Origin of the sequence: Cognatundibacterium curvum, from assembly GCF_014284235.1 — a bacterium.
Taxonomy (GTDB): domain Bacteria; phylum Pseudomonadota; class Gammaproteobacteria; order Burkholderiales; family Burkholderiaceae_D; genus Undibacterium; species Undibacterium curvum.
Genome location: NZ_JACOGD010000001.1, coordinates 346,099 through 362,471 on the forward strand (window position 1 = coordinate 346,099; position 16,373 = coordinate 362,471).

Genomic DNA, 16,373 nt, shown 5'->3' on the forward strand with positions numbered 1-16,373 from the left:
TAAGAGGGCGCTATGTTGTAGATTGTAAAATCAGTTCGATCGCCTATTCGTCGTCCAGCACGGTGTGTCCGTGTATCTGGCGGCCCTGATACAACAAGATATCGAGCTGATCGCGCAAGTTGCGCGCAAAATCACGCCCTTTTGCCTTCATGACCGCTTCCAGAAAAGGAATGCGTAAGTATTCAAAGTCTTCCAGATTGCCAGCACGCTCCACCTTAAGCTGCAATGCAAAGCCTCGAAAGCCCAGATTGGCTTTTATCGTTTCATTGAAAAACCGGTAGACCGCCTGAAATTGTTCAGCACCAGATAATTCTGGTAATGGGACATCAGAAACCGAAGTCGATACGGTGGAAGGATCAGGCGAGCCCTGCTGATGCTGCACAGGCTCAAGCGCGTCGGGCGTAACTGGAAGGGTAGTCACAACTTCAACGCTGTCTTTTATCGGAGAAATGAAATCCCCATCGATCAGTTCCTGTACGCTATTTTCATCCAGACCCAAAGCCTGAACTTTGCGTAACAATTCAGCAGCACTTTGTTTGCCATCCACCATCACCAGTAGCGTACGTAAACGGTTTTGCAACTGGAATTGCCGGGTGGCGATTTCTTGTCGCCCTTTGTCAGTCTTATCGTAAATACTTGCGAACATGCAACAACGTCTCCATCAGTTTTTCATTCTTTTAACTTTCAGAATGATAATTTCAGGAAAGCATACCCGAGAGCATTAAGTTTGGCTATGTATCGTGGGGAATAGCAGGAAATTTCGTTGGTTACAGGCTATTGCTTTTTCAGATAAATCACTGTTTTCCCCTGCAATCTTGAGTCAATATCAGCTGAAACTGCTTTGACCTCCGATGAAGCGCAACCACCGCAACCTGATGAGCAGCTGTCGCCGCAAGTACGGGACAGTGCACGGAAGCGGCGGGCCGATGCAGGAGATATCTTTTGCAGACGCAGGTGTAAACGCGTCGCCCATGGCCCTGGCAACCACTTCAGCAACAAATACGCGGCAGCCATAAAAACCAGAGAAATCGTAATAATGGTCTGCAGCATTTTAGCTTCCCAATAAATAACGCGACACCTGATAAGTGATAAATGAAGCGGTGTATGCCAGACCGAACAGGTAAGCTGCCATCAGCAGTGGATAGCGCAGAGTATTGGTCTCACGTCTGACCACACTCAGGGTCGCGATACATTGCGGTGCAAACACGTACCAGGCAAGCAAGGACAATGCGGTTGGCAAGCTCCAGGATTGGGCGATCAGCGGCTCCAGCGAGTGCGCCAGTTCCTCACCGTTCTGGGATAATGCATACACCGTACCCAGTGCGGCGACAGCAACTTCACGCGCTGCCAGTCCGGGAACCAGTGCAATACAAATTTGCCAGTTAAAGCCAATAGGCGCAAACACTACTTCCAGCATGCGGCCAAGGTAGCCAGCAATACTGTAGTAAATCGCAGGCTGAGTTGCATTGTCCGGTGCACCCGGGAAGCTGCTCAGGAACCAGAGCAAGACCATGAGCGCAAGAATAATCGTGCCAACGCGGGTCGTGAAAATTTTCACGCGCTCCCACAAGCCCAGTAACAGGTTGCGGCCATTTGGCAGGCGGTAGTCAGGCAATTCCAGCATCAGCGGATGCTTCTCAGAGCTACCCCATTTTTTCTTGAAGACCAGTGCCACTAACATCGCTGAAACGATGCCAGCCAGATACAGACCAAACAGCACCAGACCTTGCAAGCTGAGTACACCCAACACTTCACGCTCAGGGATGAAGGCGGCAATGATTAAGGCATACACCGGCAGACGGGCAGAGCAAGTCATCAGCGGAGCAATCATGATGGTAACCAGACGATCACGCGGATTTTGTATGGTGCGGGTTGCCATCACACCCGGAATAGCACAGGCAAAGCTGGACAGCAGGGGAATAAAGGCACGGCCAGACAAACCGACCTTACCCATCACTCTGTCCAACAAAAACGCAGCACGTGGCAAGTAACCGGAATCTTCCATTACCAGGATGAAGAAGAACAGGATGATAATTTGCGGCAAGAACACCAGCACGCTACCGGCACCGCCTATCACACCCTTGACCAGCAAGCCCTGCAGCATACCTTCAGGCATATGGGTTTCTACCAGTGTACCAAAGGCTTCCATACTGGACTTGATGAACTCCATAGGAATCTGGGCCCAGGCAAATACCGCCTGGAATACCAGGAACATCAGCAGTGCAAAAATAAAGGGACCGATTATGGGATTCAATACCCACTGATCGACGCGGAAACTGAGTCTGTGCAATTCTGCCTGTTGCGCTGCCGGGCTGCGCACGCATTTTTCGAGCACTGCATTGACTTGTGCCTGTATCGCCTCTGGTGTCTGCTTATCCAATGCCAGTGGCAATTCGCGCTGCACAACGCTTAGCTGCTTTGCCAGCACTTCGAGTTCACCAAGCAAACTATCTATGCCATGATTGTCAACTGCGACTGTTTCCACGACTGGGATGCCAAGCTCTGTTTGCAGGCCAGCCACATCAATTTCCAGGTGGTGGCGGCGCGCTACGTCCATCATATTGACGGCCAGGATGCAGGGTAGATTCAGGCTTTTTAATTCAAACACCAAACGTAAGCCGCGCTTGAGGTTGCTCGCATCCACCACGCACAGCACAGCATCCGGCAGCGCTTCATTGGCGCGCTGCCCGGTAATGACTTCTTCGGTGATTTTTTCGTCCGGCGTAATCGCATGCAGACTGTAAGTGCCTGGTAAATCCAAGACCTGCCAGTGGCGACCGGAAGGAGAAGTAAACTTACCTTCTTTTCTTTCTATGGTGACACCGGCGTAATTGGCGACCTTTTGGCGTGCACCAGTCAGGCGGTTAAATAATGCAGTTTTCCCACAGTTTGGATTTCCTACCAGGGCAATACGGGGTGAGGCGAGGGTGGAACTTGTCATTAGCAGCTACCAGGCAGGGCTACACCTATCAGTGCAGCTTCAAAATGTCGTAAAGCAAAAGTGGATTGACCAACGCGGACAGCCAGCGGCTCACCACCAAAATATCCCTTGTGCAAAATCTGCACCATTTCACCGCTGACAAAGCCCAGTTCTTTCAAGCGTCGGGCAATTTCAGTATGGTTTCCCGGCTGATCATGCTGCTGACTGCTGACATCGGTCACAACTGCCTGGGTGCCAACACGCAAGCGATCCAGCGTAGTGGGAACGCCATTCAAAAAAGCTTTCATAGAGAGCCATTCCAAAGTAGGGTGAGGGAAGTGGATCACAACTTGATTGCCATGTGAACAAGAAACAACAGGCCCGGCACACAGGCGTCAAATTACTGGTCTTTTCCACTTCTAAATGATAATGAGAATATATCTCAATATCACTCAGTGTACAACACTTCTATATCGCATACTGGACGTGTCGGCCTGATCGCCCCAAAGAATGATCTGTATCAATAAAGAGGGGTGGCAAAGCGCCAGATGAATTATTCGCTTTGAAGCTTGCCAGCAAGTCTGGCTGCCGCAACGGATATTTCCCTTTGCATTTCCTGCGTCAGCTTCAACAGGCTGGCTTCGTATTGACGTCTTTCTGCTTCATGCAATTCACGCATTTCCAGTTGTTCAAGCTCTAATTTGCGACACTGTTTCTCCTGCTGTACATGCATGTGGCGCGTTATTTGCAGCTCATCATGCAATTGCTGGCGTTTTTGCTCACTGAGCGCCGTCTTGTCCGCCATTCCGGCCAATTCCTGATCGCGCAGCCGTATCGTGAACTGCAACTCTTGCAAGCTGAGCTTATCTTGCTCTGCGCTGAGTTTCAGTTGCTGATGGCTATTCAATAGTGCTTCATACAATTGCATCAGACTGGATTGTTCCGAGCTTTGACGCGCAAATTGCTCTTGCAGTGCCTGCTGTTGCTGGCGGGCTTGCTGCAGTTGTGCTTCTAATTGTGATGACCTGGCTTCAAAGCTTGCTCTTTCTTCCTGGCGCTGGGTCAGTGCGGCTTGTTGCAAATGCTCGAATTGCCTGATTTGCTGCGTATTTTGCTGCTTCAATTCAGTCACTTGCTGTTCCTTGTCAGTGAAACGCTGCATTAGCGCCTGATGCTCGGCCTGCAGTTGTTGCAATGACTTTGACATGTGCGCGCATTGCTTTTCTGTATCTCTGGCGGATTGCCGCCATTCCGCCAGCTCTGTACGCAATTGTTCATTTGTTGCGTGCAATTGCTGCTGCTCGGCCTGCCATGCGGCGCGTTGCGACGCAAAGTCAGTTTCTTTCTCTGCAAATTCCGCCTCCTGTGCCTGCATATTCAGCGCTGCGTCTTCTTTCAATGTTGCATACAAGGCCTTGACCTGATTCAGCAAGCCCTCGGGCAGGCTGGATTGCTGTAAGCGCGCTTCGCCTTCCTGGCTTTCTTTCCATTGTTTCAGATAGGGCGCAATCGTACTTTTGCTGCCGGTATCACCCATGGCTTTTCGCACATTGTCGACCGTCACCGTTTTTCCCGCCGCCAACAATTCGCTCGCTGCGCGGACTACATCTGAATACAGTATGCCAGCTCTCGCCATGATATCCTCAAATAAGATGCGTTATTACGTAATACGTAATAGTACATTAATTATTCATAAAAATTCGGTTTCTCAAAACAAAATGTAACACGCGATAATGTATATTATCGCGTGTTATAATCGAATAAGAAGTAAATTCAGGTGTAACGCCCGGCTACAGAAAAACAAAACCCCACATTCGGAATTTTCTCCACCAAATGAAGCTCACGCCCCAATCAAAACAGGAAAATGCCATCCATCCCGAGGAGGAGAAGGGTGTAACGATCGCAAATGGCAGGGCAGGGGAGTTGGTTTTGCGTCAGGCCGCTTATATCCAGGCAGCCAGTTCAGACAACACCAGGCGTACCTATCAGTCTGCGGTGCGTCACTTCTTGAAGTGGGGCGGCGTATTGCCTGCGAGTGAAAATCAACTACGGAATTACCTGCTTGCGCATGCTGAACAGCTGAATCCGCGCACCCTGGCATTACGATTGACGGCACTTTCGCAATGGCATCACCATCAAGGCTTTGCCGATCCGACCGCGCATAGCGGGCTGCGTAAATTACTGACTGGCATACAGCGCGTCAGCGGCAAGCCTAAAAAGAAAGCCAAGGCCTTAGAGCTTGAGCAATTAGAAGTACTGGTCACTTATCTGGACAGTCGGGATGAACTCAGCGCGCGGCGTGACAGCGCTTTGCTGCAGCTAGGCTTTTTCGGCGGCTTCCGGCGTTCTGAGCTGGTGAGTTTGCGAGTCGAACACATACAGTGGGAAAAAGCCGGTATACGCATCCTGTTACCACGTTCTAAGACTGATCAAAGCGGGGAGGGGATAAGCAAAGCCATCCCCTATGGTGAACATATTTGTTGTGCCGCGCGCGCCTTGAAAGTCTGGCTGGCCGCCGCCGGTATTACGCAAGGCCTGATTTTTCGCGGGATTAATCAATGGCAGCAAGTCGCAGAAGCAGGCCTGCATCCGGCCAGCATGAATACCATCTTAAAAAAACATGCAGGCAATTGCGGTCTGGGCGAGACAACTGGCTTCAGCAGTCATAGTCTGCGACGCGGCATGGCGACCAGTGCTTATCGCGCCGGGGCCAGTTTCCGCGACATCAAACGCCAGGGCGGCTGGCGTTTTGATGGCACGGTACATGGTTATATCGAAGAGGCGGATTTGTTTGAGGAAAATGCGATGATGAGTCTGCTCAGTCTATCCGCAGCAGGAAAAACTGAGCGCAAGAAATAAGTGCTGAGTTGCATCTATTTAGCGTCACCTTAGCACTTGTGTTTGACTCAGCCCGACAAGCGCTCTGAAAAGAAGAGCCCTTTGAGCCGTTTTCTGAAAATCGCCGTCAGCAAAGCCAGGCTGAAAAAGACCATATTAAAACCGAGTATCTTACTGCCACCATAATCCACAAATGGCACAGAATTCGACGGCATGGTCGCCGCGTTTAAGCCATGATCGTAACTTGCACCAATAACCTGGCCCTGATTATTTATCGCATTTGTCAGATACAGGCTTTTACCACTTGGATGCAAAATCATTTTGTTATCACGCCAGACAAAGGCGAGGCGCATGTCCGGCACATCGACAATACCAACCACATGCCCTTGATTATTAATGCCGGTCGCAAAGCTATCGCCAAATCCGATTTTTGCACCCAGGTCTATCATGCGCGTGCCATCGTGAATGAAAGCATGCCAGCGTCTGTCTTTAGTGAGGGAAGAGCCGACGACGACGCCATGGTCGTTCAGTGCAGTGGCGGAGCTGAGTTGTCCGCCCAGAGTGCCCAGGTCGCGCATCCCCGTCGCTTCGTCATACAAAAAAGCGTGACGATAACCATCATTGTCCATCGCCGTACCGACAACCTGATCACGGGCATTGACACTGCTGGCATAACTGACCTTGCCACCCAGTGTCCCCAGGTCTTTCACCGCTTGTCCATCTTTCTGGATAAAGGCATGCCAGTCACCGTCTGGTGTATCAGAAAAACCCACTGCAGTACCACTATTATTTAATGCAGCGCCATAGCTGTGACGGCCGCCGAGGCTGTCAATTTCTCGTCTGCCATTGGCATTGCTGTAGATGAATGCACGCCAAATTCCATCGCGCTTAGCCGAACCGATGATGTCGCCTTTTTCATTGATGCGCTTCGCTTCACTTTCTGAGACGTCATCTGCTTCCAAACGTGTCAGCTTGCCTTTATCGAGGACAACGGCGTGCGAAATGCCGTTTTTCTCCTTAATGACAGCGGCTACCTGACCGGACGCATTCATATCGTAGGCAATTGATTCGCCATAGATTTTGCGTTGTATGCCGAGTGAGTTCGTTGTAGCCAGTGCTTCAGCGCATAGGACGCTGAGCATCAAAATGAGCAGGGCGGGGCGGTAAGTGTAGCAGCGCATAACATCATCCTAAATCAGCGAAGTGAATCAATGAGTGACGGTGAATTGCTTCGTGCCAAATAATTTGGCAGTCTTACAAATATAAAGCGTTTTTCCTTAATGGCAAGAATTATTCTGTCATTAGTTGTATGTCTGATACGGATAATGTTGATCTTAATCTGGCGCAGATGCTGATTTTTATTGTATTTATCAGACTAAAGCGAAGGGCAATTGCCAGAAATCCTCAGCACTGGCTGGCCTTCAAAACGCTGTGCCAGCTGCAAGGGATCGATGGCACAGCCATCTTTTCATACAGCTGGATTTGTTAATGGAGAACGCAGCAAGTGGTCCGATACGAATTCATTGCTTTGCACCGGAGACCTGCTCGTGCTCCCCGGGCTTATTGCAGGGCCTCTGCCGGGCCGAAAAATTCATAACGGCGATTTTCCTCAGGCACGCCAAGCGTCTTCAGAACCTGATGAATAGCTCGCATGAAAGGCTTAGGGCCCAGAAAATAAGCATGGGACTGCGCCGGTATCCAATGCTTTAAGTGCGTCAGCGAAGGGCGGCCGGCAACTACATCATCCGTGCCATCTTCCAGCACAATATATTTCCGGAACTGCGGATATTCTCGCTCCCATTGCGACAAAGTAGCACTGAAAGCCTGCACTTCTGCATTGCGCGCATAATGGATGAACACGACTTCGCGATCTCCTGCCAACAAGGCCGCCTCACTCATTGCCAGCGTGGGCGTAATGCCGACGCCGCCAGAAATCAACACTAGGGGCGCAGTACCAGCTTTCAATACAAACTCACCAGCAGGCGGAAAAACCTCCAACACCTGACCAATCGCGACCTGATCGTGCAGATAGTTAGACACGATGCCACCGGCTTCACGTTTGACACTGATGCGTAAAGAACGACCATCAGCGTGCTGCGATAAAGAATAATTACGGCGCACTTCCTGTCCGTCTATCAATAATTTCAGTCCCAGATATTGACCCGGCTGATATCGAATCACCGCTGCACCATCCAAAGGCTCCAGATAAAACGAGGTGATTTCGCTGCTTTCTGGCTGCTTAGCGGCTACTTTGAACTGACGGGCACCACGCCAGCCGCCGGGGGCTGAAGCGAGTTTTTCATATTCACCCGTTTCAGCCGCAATCAGGATATTCGCCAATTGCCAATACGCTGCACCCCAGGCATCGATTACAGCATCCGTGGCGACTTCCGCGCCTAACACTTCGCGAATCGCACGTAACAGACAGGTGCCAACGATAGGATAGTGCTCAGGCAAAATCTGCAAAGCCACATGTTTTTGTATGATCAGCGCTGGCAAGTTTCCCATTGCACCCAGATTGTCGATGCAGCGTGCATAGCGCAAAATTGCGTTTGCCAAAGCTCTGGCCTGAGTTCCCTGTTGCTGATGGGCCTGGTTGAATAAAGAGCGGACTTCCGGATAGTCGCTCAACATGATTTTGTAGAAGTGTGTGGTCAGCGCCTCACCACCGGTTTCCAAAATCGGTACTGTGGCTTGAATAATAGAGATTTGTTCAGGTGACATCATCGTTGGCTCTTTTCTTAATAAAAGGAATAAGGGAAAGGGATTAAAGGGATTTGCTGGCGTTGCAGGCGCGGGCAGGGCGGGGATCGCTGTGATAAAACTCCACACAGACACTGACCTTGCCTAAGGGCTCAACAAAGTGATCTTGCTGCGGGGCCAGGTAGCCGGGATTGCTCGCATCAAGTACTTGTTCGGAATGGGGTTCCAAAAAGGTCAGCTTCAACTGCCCCTGTTTCACCCGGACCACACCCCATACGCCACTGGCCGTGTTATGGCGTCGTTTCAAAGCAGCCGGTAAGGTCGTTTCATTGAAATCAGCGGTCTTACGGTAGGGCGTGATAGCTGGTTTTTCAATTTCCAGCGTAGATGCATGCCAGGGGTAGGGCGCCAAATCTGGGCTGAGATCGAGGTCGACTGCGTGATCGCCCAACTGCGCTGCAAAGCCGTGATTCACATCGCGATGATGTGCCTCATCTGCCCTGACCACTAAAACCACATCGCGCAAAGTCGCATTGGCAGGCAAGCCCCAATACTGCAGCGCGATTGCCGGTGCCGGTACATTGGCACTGCGACCAGCATCGATTTCATTCAAATAGTGGGTATAACTGATGACCGCTTCCTCTTCGAAATAGCCAACCAGCCTGTGCGCGGTACGTGCACTGAACAAATACAAAACAAAGAAGCCGATATAAAACAGCCATTGCACCAACAAGATCAGCCAGCGCTCAAACAGCGTAGGCTGAGCGACGGCGACAAAGGTCATCAAGTGCATGCGCTCGTTTTCCGCTTCCTCCATTAAGGTACGGATCCAGCCCCGGTCCGCTTCCAGCTTGCGCAAACAGCGCAAATGGGTCAGCGTTGCGCCTACCATGCCTGGTACCGCAGCCACCGTTTCTAATACGATCGCTCTATGTCCATAGCGTTTCGCAAAAAAGGTATCCGCACACCAGCGCAACAGCTTGGTCACGCTCAATGCAAAGCGGTCAGACATATCGCCAGGTTGATGATGTACGCTCAAATCAACCACAGGAATAGTGGGGGTGTTATCTCGTTTCATGATCTTGTCCTCTTCAATTATTCAATGAATTCCTGATGCCAGATTTACCGATGCCGGCGAATTGGTGGCAGAACGTGGAATGTCCTGGTAAATACCGAACAGCGAAAATTGCAGGCTCTTGGCGATGTTCTCAGCCTTACTCAGCATTGCCTCAGCCAAGTCCGGCACCAGCAGTTCAGTACAGGTTTGCGACCATAGCCCCAGCCAACTGATAAACATTTCCGGCTGTATCGACTCAAGGTGACGCATATGCACCTGCATAGGTTTGCCGTGATAACGCCCGCGGCCCAGCATGATGGAAGACCAGAAGTCAACCATCAGCGCCAGATGTTGCGGCCATTTAGCCGCAGGAATAGCTGCAGCGAACACCGTCGATAATTCCTTATCCTGCAGCACCCGCTCATAGAAACGGTGAACAAGCTGAGTAATCTGTTCTTCGCTCACAACCTTAGCAGCTTCATTACTTTCAAATGCCATCATTACCTCCATGAAATTCAAAAACATTCATTTAAAATGAATTTTAATGCGAAAAAGAATTAGGTGCAAATTAAATGAATCTTTATATGCAGGAGTCTGGAACCTGAATATTGATTATTGGAAACTGGTATTTCAGCTTATACGCAAAAGTTCGTTGAAAATTAGTGCTTTACGCTAGTTTTCTGGAAGTCAGTTTATTAGAATCGAGCGATGATATAAGAACAATAATTATTAAGAACAGACCCGATAGTCGAGGTATCTATGCTGAACCTCAAATATCTATTCATTCCAGAGGTACATCGATGAATTTAGAGCAATGTTTTAAACAGCCTGAAAATGAACGTAAGGGATGCGTAGACTTGGAGCTAAATAACATCAAAGTACGTGCAGAGATTCAGGAAATTTATGCTAAGAAGGGACTTGTCTGGCAAAAATATTTCACCGTATATGAGGCCGCTCCAACTTTTGAATTTAATTATTTTTACTTTGATGGACGTATTTTCTTTGATTTTTATTCTGCTGCATTTGTTCACGTTAAATTGCCACAAGAATTGGTCACGGAGTCACCAAAAATACCGCCATATATTTCGGGCATCGAGCAATTATGCGGAGTTGCAGCACTATCAGTGATGCTGATTACTTCCGCGCTGATAGCGACATATAAGCGATATACGTCCCAGACTGGAGCGAATGCTAAAGACAAGGTAAGTCTACCTGGTGCCGAAACATGAGTATGCGTTTAAAAAAAGAGATTGCTGATCTTTCAGCGCCAAGCAGGATTAGCCCTTGCGTAGGCAAGCGCAGCTCAAACTGCATTTAACAATCCAGAGCCGTTTCCTGATGTAATTTACTGTAGTTAGTCAATAACGCATTTTACATAATATAAATTATGCGAAATCTACTACCTTGTAAAAATTTACCTCTTGTCAAAATGTTTTTCTCAGGCCGGACTAGAATCCGGCCTTTTCATTATCAATAGGACATTATGAAGTATCCAAACCTGCGCTACGGTGACGCTGAACAATTCCGCTATTTCCTGCAGTTTTCCACCGTCACGGCGATGGCTAAACGCCTAAGGCGATCTGAGAAAATCATCAGATTGTGGTCAACCGGAAAGCAGCCTGTCCCTTGGTGGGTAATCGAAATTTTGCGCCTGCAGGAACAGGAACATGCAGCCCGCATGCGTCTGATGACTGGCGTAAAGCACCATCAGCGCCTGGGTGTCGTTTCCGGCTCTGTTATTGAGTTCCCTAACATTTACCAGATTCAGGCGCGATCAGCAGAACGCAAACGCAAAGAGACTACCATCAGTGAAATCATTACAGAAATCAGTCAGCCCCTGCAGGCATAAAAAAAGCCCGCGATCTTGCGGGCTTTCCTCATTTCGTCATTGCTTTGGCTTCCACAATGGAATTTTGAATTTTTCTGCCTTTTTCACTAAATCTACGTCTATTGCTGCAATCGGAACATCCAGCTTTGCCGCTAAGTCAAAATAAGTCGCATCATATGCTTTCAGTTCCCACTTCAGCGCCTTCTGGATATTTTCCTCAATGCTCAGATTTGACGGTACAACGTCCGCCGTCACTAAATCAATAAATCGTGCCGCTTGATTTAATGTCGTCTGAGAAATTTTATTTTTATTGAATGCCTTCATTAGGACATATGGCACCTCAACAAAAAAAATATCCGGTACGATAAAACTTACTTTGTTCTTTTTTACAGCTTCCAGCAATGCTGCTGCGTATTCCTGCCGCTCGCCTATTGGATCAATAAACCATGCCAGCGCGACTCCCGCATCTAACACAACGACTTCAGCCACGCTCATTCCTTGCGTCTTCAAGAATTTCCCGTGAGTTCAGTCCTGTCTTTCGATTATTTGATTCCACCAATATTTCAGCCGCCATTTTCCTAGCTTCAGCCAGATTGCTTCTACGGTGAATAATTAAAATATCACCATTCGCAACGTTGATATTACGCATGCTTTTACCCGATTCGGCTGCGGTATTTTTTATACGTCTTTCTGTCACCATGACCATGATGCACCTCCATTTGTTAGCACTGATTATATATCATGAAAAGATCTCCGGAATATAAAGAAACAGCCGCTACTACTACGGCGGCTGTCATGGTTTTTTAATCATTTGCTTGGCTCCTTTTCGAAAAGAGTGCAAATCTTAGATTGCTATTGCAATTTAGTCAGCAAGTATCGGCTGAACACCCATGCACCGACTGCAGCAATTGCTGCATATTTGATGTATCTCATTTTGTCCGCCTGGCTTCCAGCGCCCTCAGGCGCACTTCGACACTGACACCCCATTTCATTACCCCTATTCCACCGGTGAACACACCCAACGATGACAGCAACTGCAACACTTCGATAAATGACATGCCGCCCATTTTAAGCCCCACTATCTACCGGAAAGCCCATCGGGTCACGTGGAAAGAACGGCAGCGCCACATCATTACCACCGGTCAGCAACTGCTTGAAACCTGGCTGCACAATTCCTGTATTCACGGTATCAACCGGAAATCCCATCGGGTCACGCGGTTCACGTGGAAAGAACGGCAGTGCCACATCAGTGCCACCGGTCAGCAACTGTTTTAAGCCCTGCGGCACAATGCCGGCATTCACGGCCTCTACCGGTTTTTGCACAATCGTAGTTGCGCCGGTCGTAATTGGCACTGTTCGTTTTTTCCAGATCACGGCAATTGCGACCAGCGCGCCGATCAGCATCAGGTTTTGCTTATTCATGCGCCTGTGACTCCCGAAGTACCATTGCCAACCCACCGCAGGCCACCGACAGACCATCGAACACAAGTGCCATAGTTGGCACTGCCACTTTCAAACCCTGCAGCACTGCTGCCAGCCCTGCCCATGTGCTGGGCTCTTTCAGTTGCTTCATCTGTTCCCCTTAGAAAATTGTATTTCCTGCTTGGTCTTTGACCGTCAGCGAGTTGGATTCGACAAACTTTTTGGCCTGAGGCCAGCGCGAAATGATGAACGCTGCCAGCAGGATGCCGCCCAATGTAATCAGCCCCTCGCGCACTATGGAAGTCGCAGGAGGCATCACGTTTTTAATATTCATAACTTCGAACCTCTCCAATCGCCCACCGCTGGCGCGACCACATTGCCTTTTTTGTCTGTTTCTGCCTTGAACGGGTCATAACCTGGCTGGCCTGCAATATTGGTTCCCAAGCCAGACATATCCGGATGCAGCCAGTCATATAAATCCGTTCCTATTGTCCCTTTGCTGCCCGTTACCTTCTGGTACAAGTCAATGGCTCCCGTGTTAATCACATTGTCATCATTCAGCGGATTGATCGCGTTGAGCGCCTCCCCTGCAGTGTCGATTACGTCACCAGCAATACCCGTTACACGCTGGTAAGCGTAATAGGCCACGCCGATAACGGCGATTCCGGCCACGGCATAACCAACTAAGCGAATATTCAAGGCGCACTCCAGATCAGTTTGCCGTTCAGGTAGTAATTGCCCTTAGGGTCAATCTCTGTGCCGTCCGAGAATACCTGCCAGCCCTTTTTACCTGTTTCAATTTCTACGGGCTTATCAGTGCTATCGCGCCAGAAAAACCACCATGCCGCACCGCCTACCGCTGCCAGTGTCAGCCCCAACATAATCAGTTCACCCTGTTTCATGCAATATCTGCGCGGATTTCTGCCGCCTTGATATGGCCTGTGTGATGCACCCACATACGTTTGATGAGGCCACCTGCCTGACCGTTAGGCAAGATCAGATCATTTTCACCGATGAAGGACAGCGCCTGCGTCATGCACTGGCGGCGCATGATGAAAGGGTTTTGAGTTGGACCACGGTAGTCACACTCAGCAATGATTGCACCAGCTTGCGCAACTGTCAGACTAGCATCCAGCGTGATTTCAAACTTTAACGTTTTCATCAGGTTAGCTGGCAACGAAGTCAGATACTGTTCAGGCGCACCACCGCGAGCACCTGGCTCTGTGAAGTCCAGCGTAATCACCTGAGGATCCACAAACGAGCCATTACCGGACAGGTAATTGTCACGCACGGTGACGTTATCGCCTGTGTCTTCGAAGAAGCGGCGATCATTGATCTTGCCTTCAATGCGGGTGATCTTGTTTTTGGTCACACCTGCAGGCAGTCGCAAGTGGATTTTGTCCACTGTACGATTTGGTGGAATAGTCAGAACCGCCACTGCACCTGGCGCACGGTTCTGAAAATCATTTAATTTATCAAACATGGCTTTTCCCTGTTCTTGATTGGTTTAACTTCGACTTCGCTCAGGCAGGCTTAGGCTGCTTTTTTAGCGCCTGGCAGGAATTCACCTACGACAGGTATCGTCATTACGTTTGCCTGAAAAAATGCGACAGCAGCAATGGCAGCTACGGCGATCAGGGCAGTGTGTAAAACTTGCTTATTCATGGTCACGACCTCAAAAAAATTAATGGATTTAATCCGACTGAAAACGCCCCCACTGTGCAACATCAGCCCGCCCCTGAAAATGCCCTGTATCGGTAACTAATCCGTTACCGTTACCGTTACAGGGATTTATTGACGCCGCGCCCGACCGTCAGATCTGGGTTTTTGTGGAAAAAATTAAAATTCGGCAGGTCTCGCAGTTGCTTTTGTGGGCGAATTGCGACAGCCGCGCCCTTTTTGCCGCTTCCGTAATCGGTCTGCAGGCCAAGCGCATCAGCCATTACCTTTGCGTCCGTGTCGTAGTTCACGCGGTAGCATCGTATTTCTGTGCAGTTGCCCAAAAAATCCTTGTCAATGTTCGCAGGCCGCTGACTGGTCCCGATCAACGTCAGGCCACGATGCCGCCCCGCTGTAGATAGGTTTTTCCATGCAGGCGGAGCCCATGACGCCATCGTGACGCGGCTCAACTCTTCTACCAGCACATGCGCCCCGTCGACTTCCCAGACGCATCGGCAGAATCGGTCAAACTGCGTCTTTACTTCCTTGTCAGACCCCTTCGGGAAATAGACAATTGACTTTGTTCCGGCTTTTATCTGCGCAATCAGATCAGTGATTTTTTTGACGACCACGCCCCCGCAAAAGCTGGCGTAATTGTCCGTTTCTTCCAATGGCGACCAGATCAGCAAACGGCTGTAGCGCTTCAGCAATTCGCCCTTGATGTACGAGCTTTTGCCCGTGCCTGACGCGCCAATCACCGCAATGATTGACGCCTTATTCATCGTTCCCTTAGCCTGCTGATTCACCGAAGCCCCCTACTGGCTGTGCCTCAGGTTCCGGCTGTTTGGTCAGTTCCGGCGCTTTCTTGGGCTGGTCTTCTTTTTTTGCATCCTTGCGCGCTTTGATTGCGTGATAGACAGGCACCGCCATCGGCAGAGTTGCTATACCCAGCGCAATTTCTGGTGCCCACTTCGCCATCGTGTCTTCAGCGGACCAGCCGTATTTATCAGATACCAAGGCCATCGCAGACCCCCAGCGGGTGCAGGCTGCTGGCGTAAATACTGCGTTCAGTTCCGGCATGACACTACCCAGAAACATGCCGATACTCATTGGTATCTGCGCCCATGCGTCTGCCGCTGGCATGCCTGGCGGTGTGTCATCCTGTGGGTTTAATATCGCATCTTGCGCGGCCTGTGCCGCCGCTTCGTCCCGCATGGCTTCCATGCCGATCATGTCCAGCGCGTCAAGCGTCTGGTCTGTGTTTTGTTGGTCTTCGCTCATCACGCCCCCAGAATTGGCTGGAACCAAGAGGATTTTTTAACAGGCTCAGGCTTCACAGGCAGCGCGTCAGGCTGTTTTTTTTGTACGGCTGGCACTTTGTCTGCTGCCGCTGGTTTTTTGTCCTGTGCGGGCTGTATTGGCTTTTCTGGCTGTTCCGGCTGTTTTGTCTGTTCCTGTACCGTTACCGTAACAGGGCGAATGTGTCCCATCAGAAGTTTATGGCGGTGCTCATTTCGAGTGAAAGTCTGCGCCGCGCAATCAGGGCAAAATATGAAGGCATGCCCGTTTTTATCCGGCTTTACTTCTGCGTCCGCATGTCTGCAGATTGGGCATGCTGTATGCCCTAAGATTTCTTTTTTCAATGGTTTCTCCCGTTTGGCGCGACCCGGTAAGGCCGCGCCTATGGTGTCTCTGCGCCCCTTATGAGGACGGTTCGACCTGGTAAAACTTACTTGATGAACTCTTCGATCTTTTTCAGGCGATCAGACAGACTGACGACCTCCTGAGCCATATCGATCAGGCCATCTTTCAAGTGCATCTTGTCCTGACTGGTAAAGTATTTTTCGATACGTTCCACCAGTTCCGGCTTTTGTTCGCCCACTACTTCGGCTTGTTCACTCATCGTTGCAACTCCTTTTTAAGGTTTTCCCACTTGTTAAAATCCG

Annotated in this window: 25 protein-coding genes; 3 read left to right on the top strand and 22 right to left on the bottom strand. The window is 49.8% G+C overall.

The annotated features are described in order from the left end of the window. Nucleotides 1-43 precede the first annotated feature (43 nt). From H8K43_RS01585 to H8K43_RS01605, 5 genes are all read right to left on the bottom strand, one after another. Nucleotides 44-646: a hypothetical protein gene (locus H8K43_RS01585; protein ID WP_186902226.1), complete on the bottom strand. Its 603-nt coding sequence runs from the start codon at nt 644-646 to the stop codon at nt 44-46. 128 nt (nt 647-774) lie between these two features. Continuing rightward, on the bottom strand, nt 775-1,050 hold the full coding sequence (locus H8K43_RS01590) for a hypothetical protein (RefSeq protein WP_186902227.1): 276 nt from the start codon (nt 1,048-1,050) through the stop codon (nt 775-777). Between the two features lies 1 nt (nt 1,051). Further along, on the bottom strand, nt 1,052-2,941 hold the full coding sequence (feoB, locus tag H8K43_RS01595; RefSeq protein ID WP_186902228.1) for a ferrous iron transporter B: 1,890 nt from the start codon (nt 2,939-2,941) through the stop codon (nt 1,052-1,054). Further along, nucleotides 2,941-3,228: a FeoA family protein gene (locus tag H8K43_RS01600; RefSeq protein WP_186902229.1), complete on the bottom strand. Its 288-nt coding sequence runs from the start codon at nt 3,226-3,228 to the stop codon at nt 2,941-2,943. The genes feoB and H8K43_RS01600 overlap by 1 nt, the downstream gene beginning before the upstream one ends. A 245-nt stretch (nt 3,229-3,473) precedes the next feature. Beyond that, a complete protein-coding gene (locus H8K43_RS01605; protein WP_186902230.1) occupies nt 3,474-4,556 on the bottom strand; it encodes a DNA-binding protein in 1,083 nt (360 codons plus the stop codon). Between the two features lie 197 nt (nt 4,557-4,753). Between H8K43_RS01605 and H8K43_RS01610 the strand changes: the two genes are divergently transcribed. Further along, the gene (locus H8K43_RS01610) at nt 4,754-5,779 is read left to right on the top strand and encodes a site-specific integrase (RefSeq protein WP_186902231.1); all 1,026 of its coding nucleotides are present in this window, start codon (nt 4,754-4,756) and stop codon (nt 5,777-5,779) included. Nucleotides 5,780-5,826: 47 nt separating this feature from the next. On the opposite strand, the gene H8K43_RS01615 is transcribed toward H8K43_RS01610, so the two are convergent. The 4 genes from H8K43_RS01615 to H8K43_RS01630 form a co-directional block, all read right to left on the bottom strand. Continuing rightward, nucleotides 5,827-6,939 carry an HAF repeat-containing protein gene (locus tag H8K43_RS01615; RefSeq protein ID WP_186902232.1) on the bottom strand — a complete coding sequence of 371 codons (1,113 nt, stop codon included), beginning with the start codon at nt 6,937-6,939 and terminating at the stop codon, nt 5,827-5,829. A gap of 379 nt (nt 6,940-7,318) precedes the next feature. Beyond that, nucleotides 7,319-8,485, bottom strand: coding sequence for an NO-inducible flavohemoprotein (gene hmpA, locus H8K43_RS01620; RefSeq protein WP_186902233.1), 1,167 nt, complete (start codon nt 8,483-8,485; stop codon nt 7,319-7,321). Nucleotides 8,486-8,525: 40 nt separating this feature from the next. Beyond that, nucleotides 8,526-9,539, bottom strand: a complete 1,014-nt coding sequence (locus H8K43_RS01625) for an alternative oxidase (RefSeq protein WP_186902234.1) — start codon at nt 9,537-9,539, stop codon at nt 8,526-8,528. Nucleotides 9,540-9,560: 21 nt separating this feature from the next. Next, nucleotides 9,561-10,019: a group III truncated hemoglobin gene (locus tag H8K43_RS01630; protein WP_186902235.1), complete on the bottom strand. Its 459-nt coding sequence runs from the start codon at nt 10,017-10,019 to the stop codon at nt 9,561-9,563. Between the two features lie 299 nt (nt 10,020-10,318). Here H8K43_RS01630 and H8K43_RS01635 point away from each other — a divergent pair, with 299 nt between their 5' ends. Both H8K43_RS01635 and H8K43_RS01640 read left to right on the top strand, forming a co-directional pair. Then, nucleotides 10,319-10,747 (top strand): hypothetical protein, encoded by a 429-nt coding sequence (locus H8K43_RS01635; protein ID WP_186902236.1) that lies wholly within the window; start codon nt 10,319-10,321, stop codon nt 10,745-10,747. A 254-nt stretch (nt 10,748-11,001) separates the two neighbouring features. After that, nucleotides 11,002-11,367 (top strand): hypothetical protein, encoded by a 366-nt coding sequence (locus tag H8K43_RS01640; RefSeq protein ID WP_186902237.1) that lies wholly within the window; start codon nt 11,002-11,004, stop codon nt 11,365-11,367. Nucleotides 11,368-11,403: 36 nt separating this feature from the next. On the opposite strand, the gene H8K43_RS01645 is transcribed toward H8K43_RS01640, so the two are convergent. The 13 genes from H8K43_RS01645 to H8K43_RS01700 form a co-directional block, all read right to left on the bottom strand. Next, nucleotides 11,404-11,835, bottom strand: coding sequence for a type II toxin-antitoxin system VapC family toxin (locus H8K43_RS01645; protein WP_186902238.1), 432 nt, complete (start codon nt 11,833-11,835; stop codon nt 11,404-11,406). After that, entirely contained in the window at nt 11,828-12,052 is a 225-nt protein-coding gene (locus H8K43_RS01650; protein ID WP_186902239.1) for a hypothetical protein, read from the bottom strand. Before H8K43_RS01650 ends, H8K43_RS01645 begins: the two co-directional genes overlap by 8 nt. Before the next feature lie 362 nt (nt 12,053-12,414). Then, the gene (locus H8K43_RS01655; RefSeq protein ID WP_186902240.1) at nt 12,415-12,768 is read right to left on the bottom strand and encodes a hypothetical protein; all 354 of its coding nucleotides are present in this window, start codon (nt 12,766-12,768) and stop codon (nt 12,415-12,417) included. Further along, nucleotides 12,761-12,919: a hypothetical protein gene (locus tag H8K43_RS01660; protein WP_186902241.1), complete on the bottom strand. Its 159-nt coding sequence runs from the start codon at nt 12,917-12,919 to the stop codon at nt 12,761-12,763. The genes H8K43_RS01655 and H8K43_RS01660 overlap by 8 nt, the downstream gene beginning before the upstream one ends. Before the next feature lie 9 nt (nt 12,920-12,928). After that, nucleotides 12,929-13,102, bottom strand: a complete 174-nt coding sequence (locus tag H8K43_RS01665; protein ID WP_186902242.1) for a hypothetical protein — start codon at nt 13,100-13,102, stop codon at nt 12,929-12,931. Next, complete coding sequence (locus tag H8K43_RS01670; protein WP_186902243.1) at nt 13,099-13,467, bottom strand: hypothetical protein; 369 nt, start codon at nt 13,465-13,467, stop codon at nt 13,099-13,101. Before H8K43_RS01670 ends, H8K43_RS01665 begins: the two co-directional genes overlap by 4 nt. After that, nucleotides 13,464-13,670, bottom strand: coding sequence for a hypothetical protein (locus tag H8K43_RS01675; RefSeq protein WP_186902244.1), 207 nt, complete (start codon nt 13,668-13,670; stop codon nt 13,464-13,466). Before H8K43_RS01675 ends, H8K43_RS01670 begins: the two co-directional genes overlap by 4 nt. Beyond that, nucleotides 13,667-14,251 carry a major capsid protein P2 gene (locus H8K43_RS01680; protein WP_186902245.1) on the bottom strand — a complete coding sequence of 195 codons (585 nt, stop codon included), beginning with the start codon at nt 14,249-14,251 and terminating at the stop codon, nt 13,667-13,669. The genes H8K43_RS01675 and H8K43_RS01680 overlap by 4 nt, the downstream gene beginning before the upstream one ends. Before the next feature lie 50 nt (nt 14,252-14,301). After that, a complete protein-coding gene (locus tag H8K43_RS19065) occupies nt 14,302-14,433 on the bottom strand; it encodes a hypothetical protein (protein ID WP_268970137.1) in 132 nt (43 codons plus the stop codon). Nucleotides 14,434-14,549: 116 nt separating this feature from the next. Next, the gene (locus tag H8K43_RS01685) at nt 14,550-15,209 is read right to left on the bottom strand and encodes a hypothetical protein (protein WP_186902246.1); all 660 of its coding nucleotides are present in this window, start codon (nt 15,207-15,209) and stop codon (nt 14,550-14,552) included. Nucleotides 15,210-15,216: 7 nt separating this feature from the next. Beyond that, entirely contained in the window at nt 15,217-15,708 is a 492-nt protein-coding gene (locus H8K43_RS01690) for a hypothetical protein (RefSeq protein WP_186902247.1), read from the bottom strand. After that, nucleotides 15,708-16,070 (bottom strand): hypothetical protein, encoded by a 363-nt coding sequence (locus H8K43_RS01695; protein ID WP_186902248.1) that lies wholly within the window; start codon nt 16,068-16,070, stop codon nt 15,708-15,710. The genes H8K43_RS01690 and H8K43_RS01695 overlap by 1 nt, the downstream gene beginning before the upstream one ends. 86 nt (nt 16,071-16,156) lie before the next feature. Beyond that, nucleotides 16,157-16,330 (bottom strand): hypothetical protein, encoded by a 174-nt coding sequence (locus H8K43_RS01700; protein WP_186902249.1) that lies wholly within the window; start codon nt 16,328-16,330, stop codon nt 16,157-16,159. Nucleotides 16,331-16,373: the final 43 nt, after the last annotated feature.

Coding starts and splice junctions, on each gene's coding strand:
- H8K43_RS01585 (WP_186902226.1), bottom strand. CDS start 646: ATGTTCGCAAGTATTTACGATAAGACTGACAAAGGGCGACAAGAAATC.
- H8K43_RS01590 (WP_186902227.1), bottom strand. CDS start 1,050: ATGCTGCAGACCATTATTACGATTTCTCTGGTTTTTATGGCTGCCGCG.
- feoB (WP_186902228.1), bottom strand. CDS start 2,941: ATGACAAGTTCCACCCTCGCCTCACCCCGTATTGCCCTGGTAGGAAAT.
- H8K43_RS01600 (WP_186902229.1), bottom strand. CDS start 3,228: ATGAAAGCTTTTTTGAATGGCGTTCCCACTACGCTGGATCGCTTGCGT.
- H8K43_RS01605 (WP_186902230.1), bottom strand. CDS start 4,556: ATGGCGAGAGCTGGCATACTGTATTCAGATGTAGTCCGCGCAGCGAGC.
- H8K43_RS01610 (WP_186902231.1), top strand. CDS start 4,754: ATGAAGCTCACGCCCCAATCAAAACAGGAAAATGCCATCCATCCCGAG.
- H8K43_RS01615 (WP_186902232.1), bottom strand. CDS start 6,939: ATGCGCTGCTACACTTACCGCCCCGCCCTGCTCATTTTGATGCTCAGC.
- hmpA (WP_186902233.1), bottom strand. CDS start 8,485: ATGATGTCACCTGAACAAATCTCTATTATTCAAGCCACAGTACCGATT.
- H8K43_RS01625 (WP_186902234.1), bottom strand. CDS start 9,539: ATGAAACGAGATAACACCCCCACTATTCCTGTGGTTGATTTGAGCGTA.
- H8K43_RS01630 (WP_186902235.1), bottom strand. CDS start 10,019: ATGATGGCATTTGAAAGTAATGAAGCTGCTAAGGTTGTGAGCGAAGAA.
- H8K43_RS01635 (WP_186902236.1), top strand. CDS start 10,319: ATGAATTTAGAGCAATGTTTTAAACAGCCTGAAAATGAACGTAAGGGA.
- H8K43_RS01640 (WP_186902237.1), top strand. CDS start 11,002: ATGAAGTATCCAAACCTGCGCTACGGTGACGCTGAACAATTCCGCTAT.
- H8K43_RS01650 (WP_186902239.1), bottom strand. CDS start 12,052: ATGGTCATGGTGACAGAAAGACGTATAAAAAATACCGCAGCCGAATCG.
- H8K43_RS01655 (WP_186902240.1), bottom strand. CDS start 12,768: ATGAATAAGCAAAACCTGATGCTGATCGGCGCGCTGGTCGCAATTGCC.
- H8K43_RS01660 (WP_186902241.1), bottom strand. CDS start 12,919: ATGAAGCAACTGAAAGAGCCCAGCACATGGGCAGGGCTGGCAGCAGTG.
- H8K43_RS01665 (WP_186902242.1), bottom strand. CDS start 13,102: ATGAATATTAAAAACGTGATGCCTCCTGCGACTTCCATAGTGCGCGAG.
- H8K43_RS01675 (WP_186902244.1), bottom strand. CDS start 13,670: ATGAAACAGGGTGAACTGATTATGTTGGGGCTGACACTGGCAGCGGTA.
- H8K43_RS01680 (WP_186902245.1), bottom strand. CDS start 14,251: ATGTTTGATAAATTAAATGATTTTCAGAACCGTGCGCCAGGTGCAGTG.
- H8K43_RS19065 (WP_268970137.1), bottom strand. CDS start 14,433: ATGAATAAGCAAGTTTTACACACTGCCCTGATCGCCGTAGCTGCCATT.
- H8K43_RS01685 (WP_186902246.1), bottom strand. CDS start 15,209: ATGAATAAGGCGTCAATCATTGCGGTGATTGGCGCGTCAGGCACGGGC.
- H8K43_RS01690 (WP_186902247.1), bottom strand. CDS start 15,708: ATGAGCGAAGACCAACAAAACACAGACCAGACGCTTGACGCGCTGGAC.
- H8K43_RS01700 (WP_186902249.1), bottom strand. CDS start 16,330: ATGAGTGAACAAGCCGAAGTAGTGGGCGAACAAAAGCCGGAACTGGTG.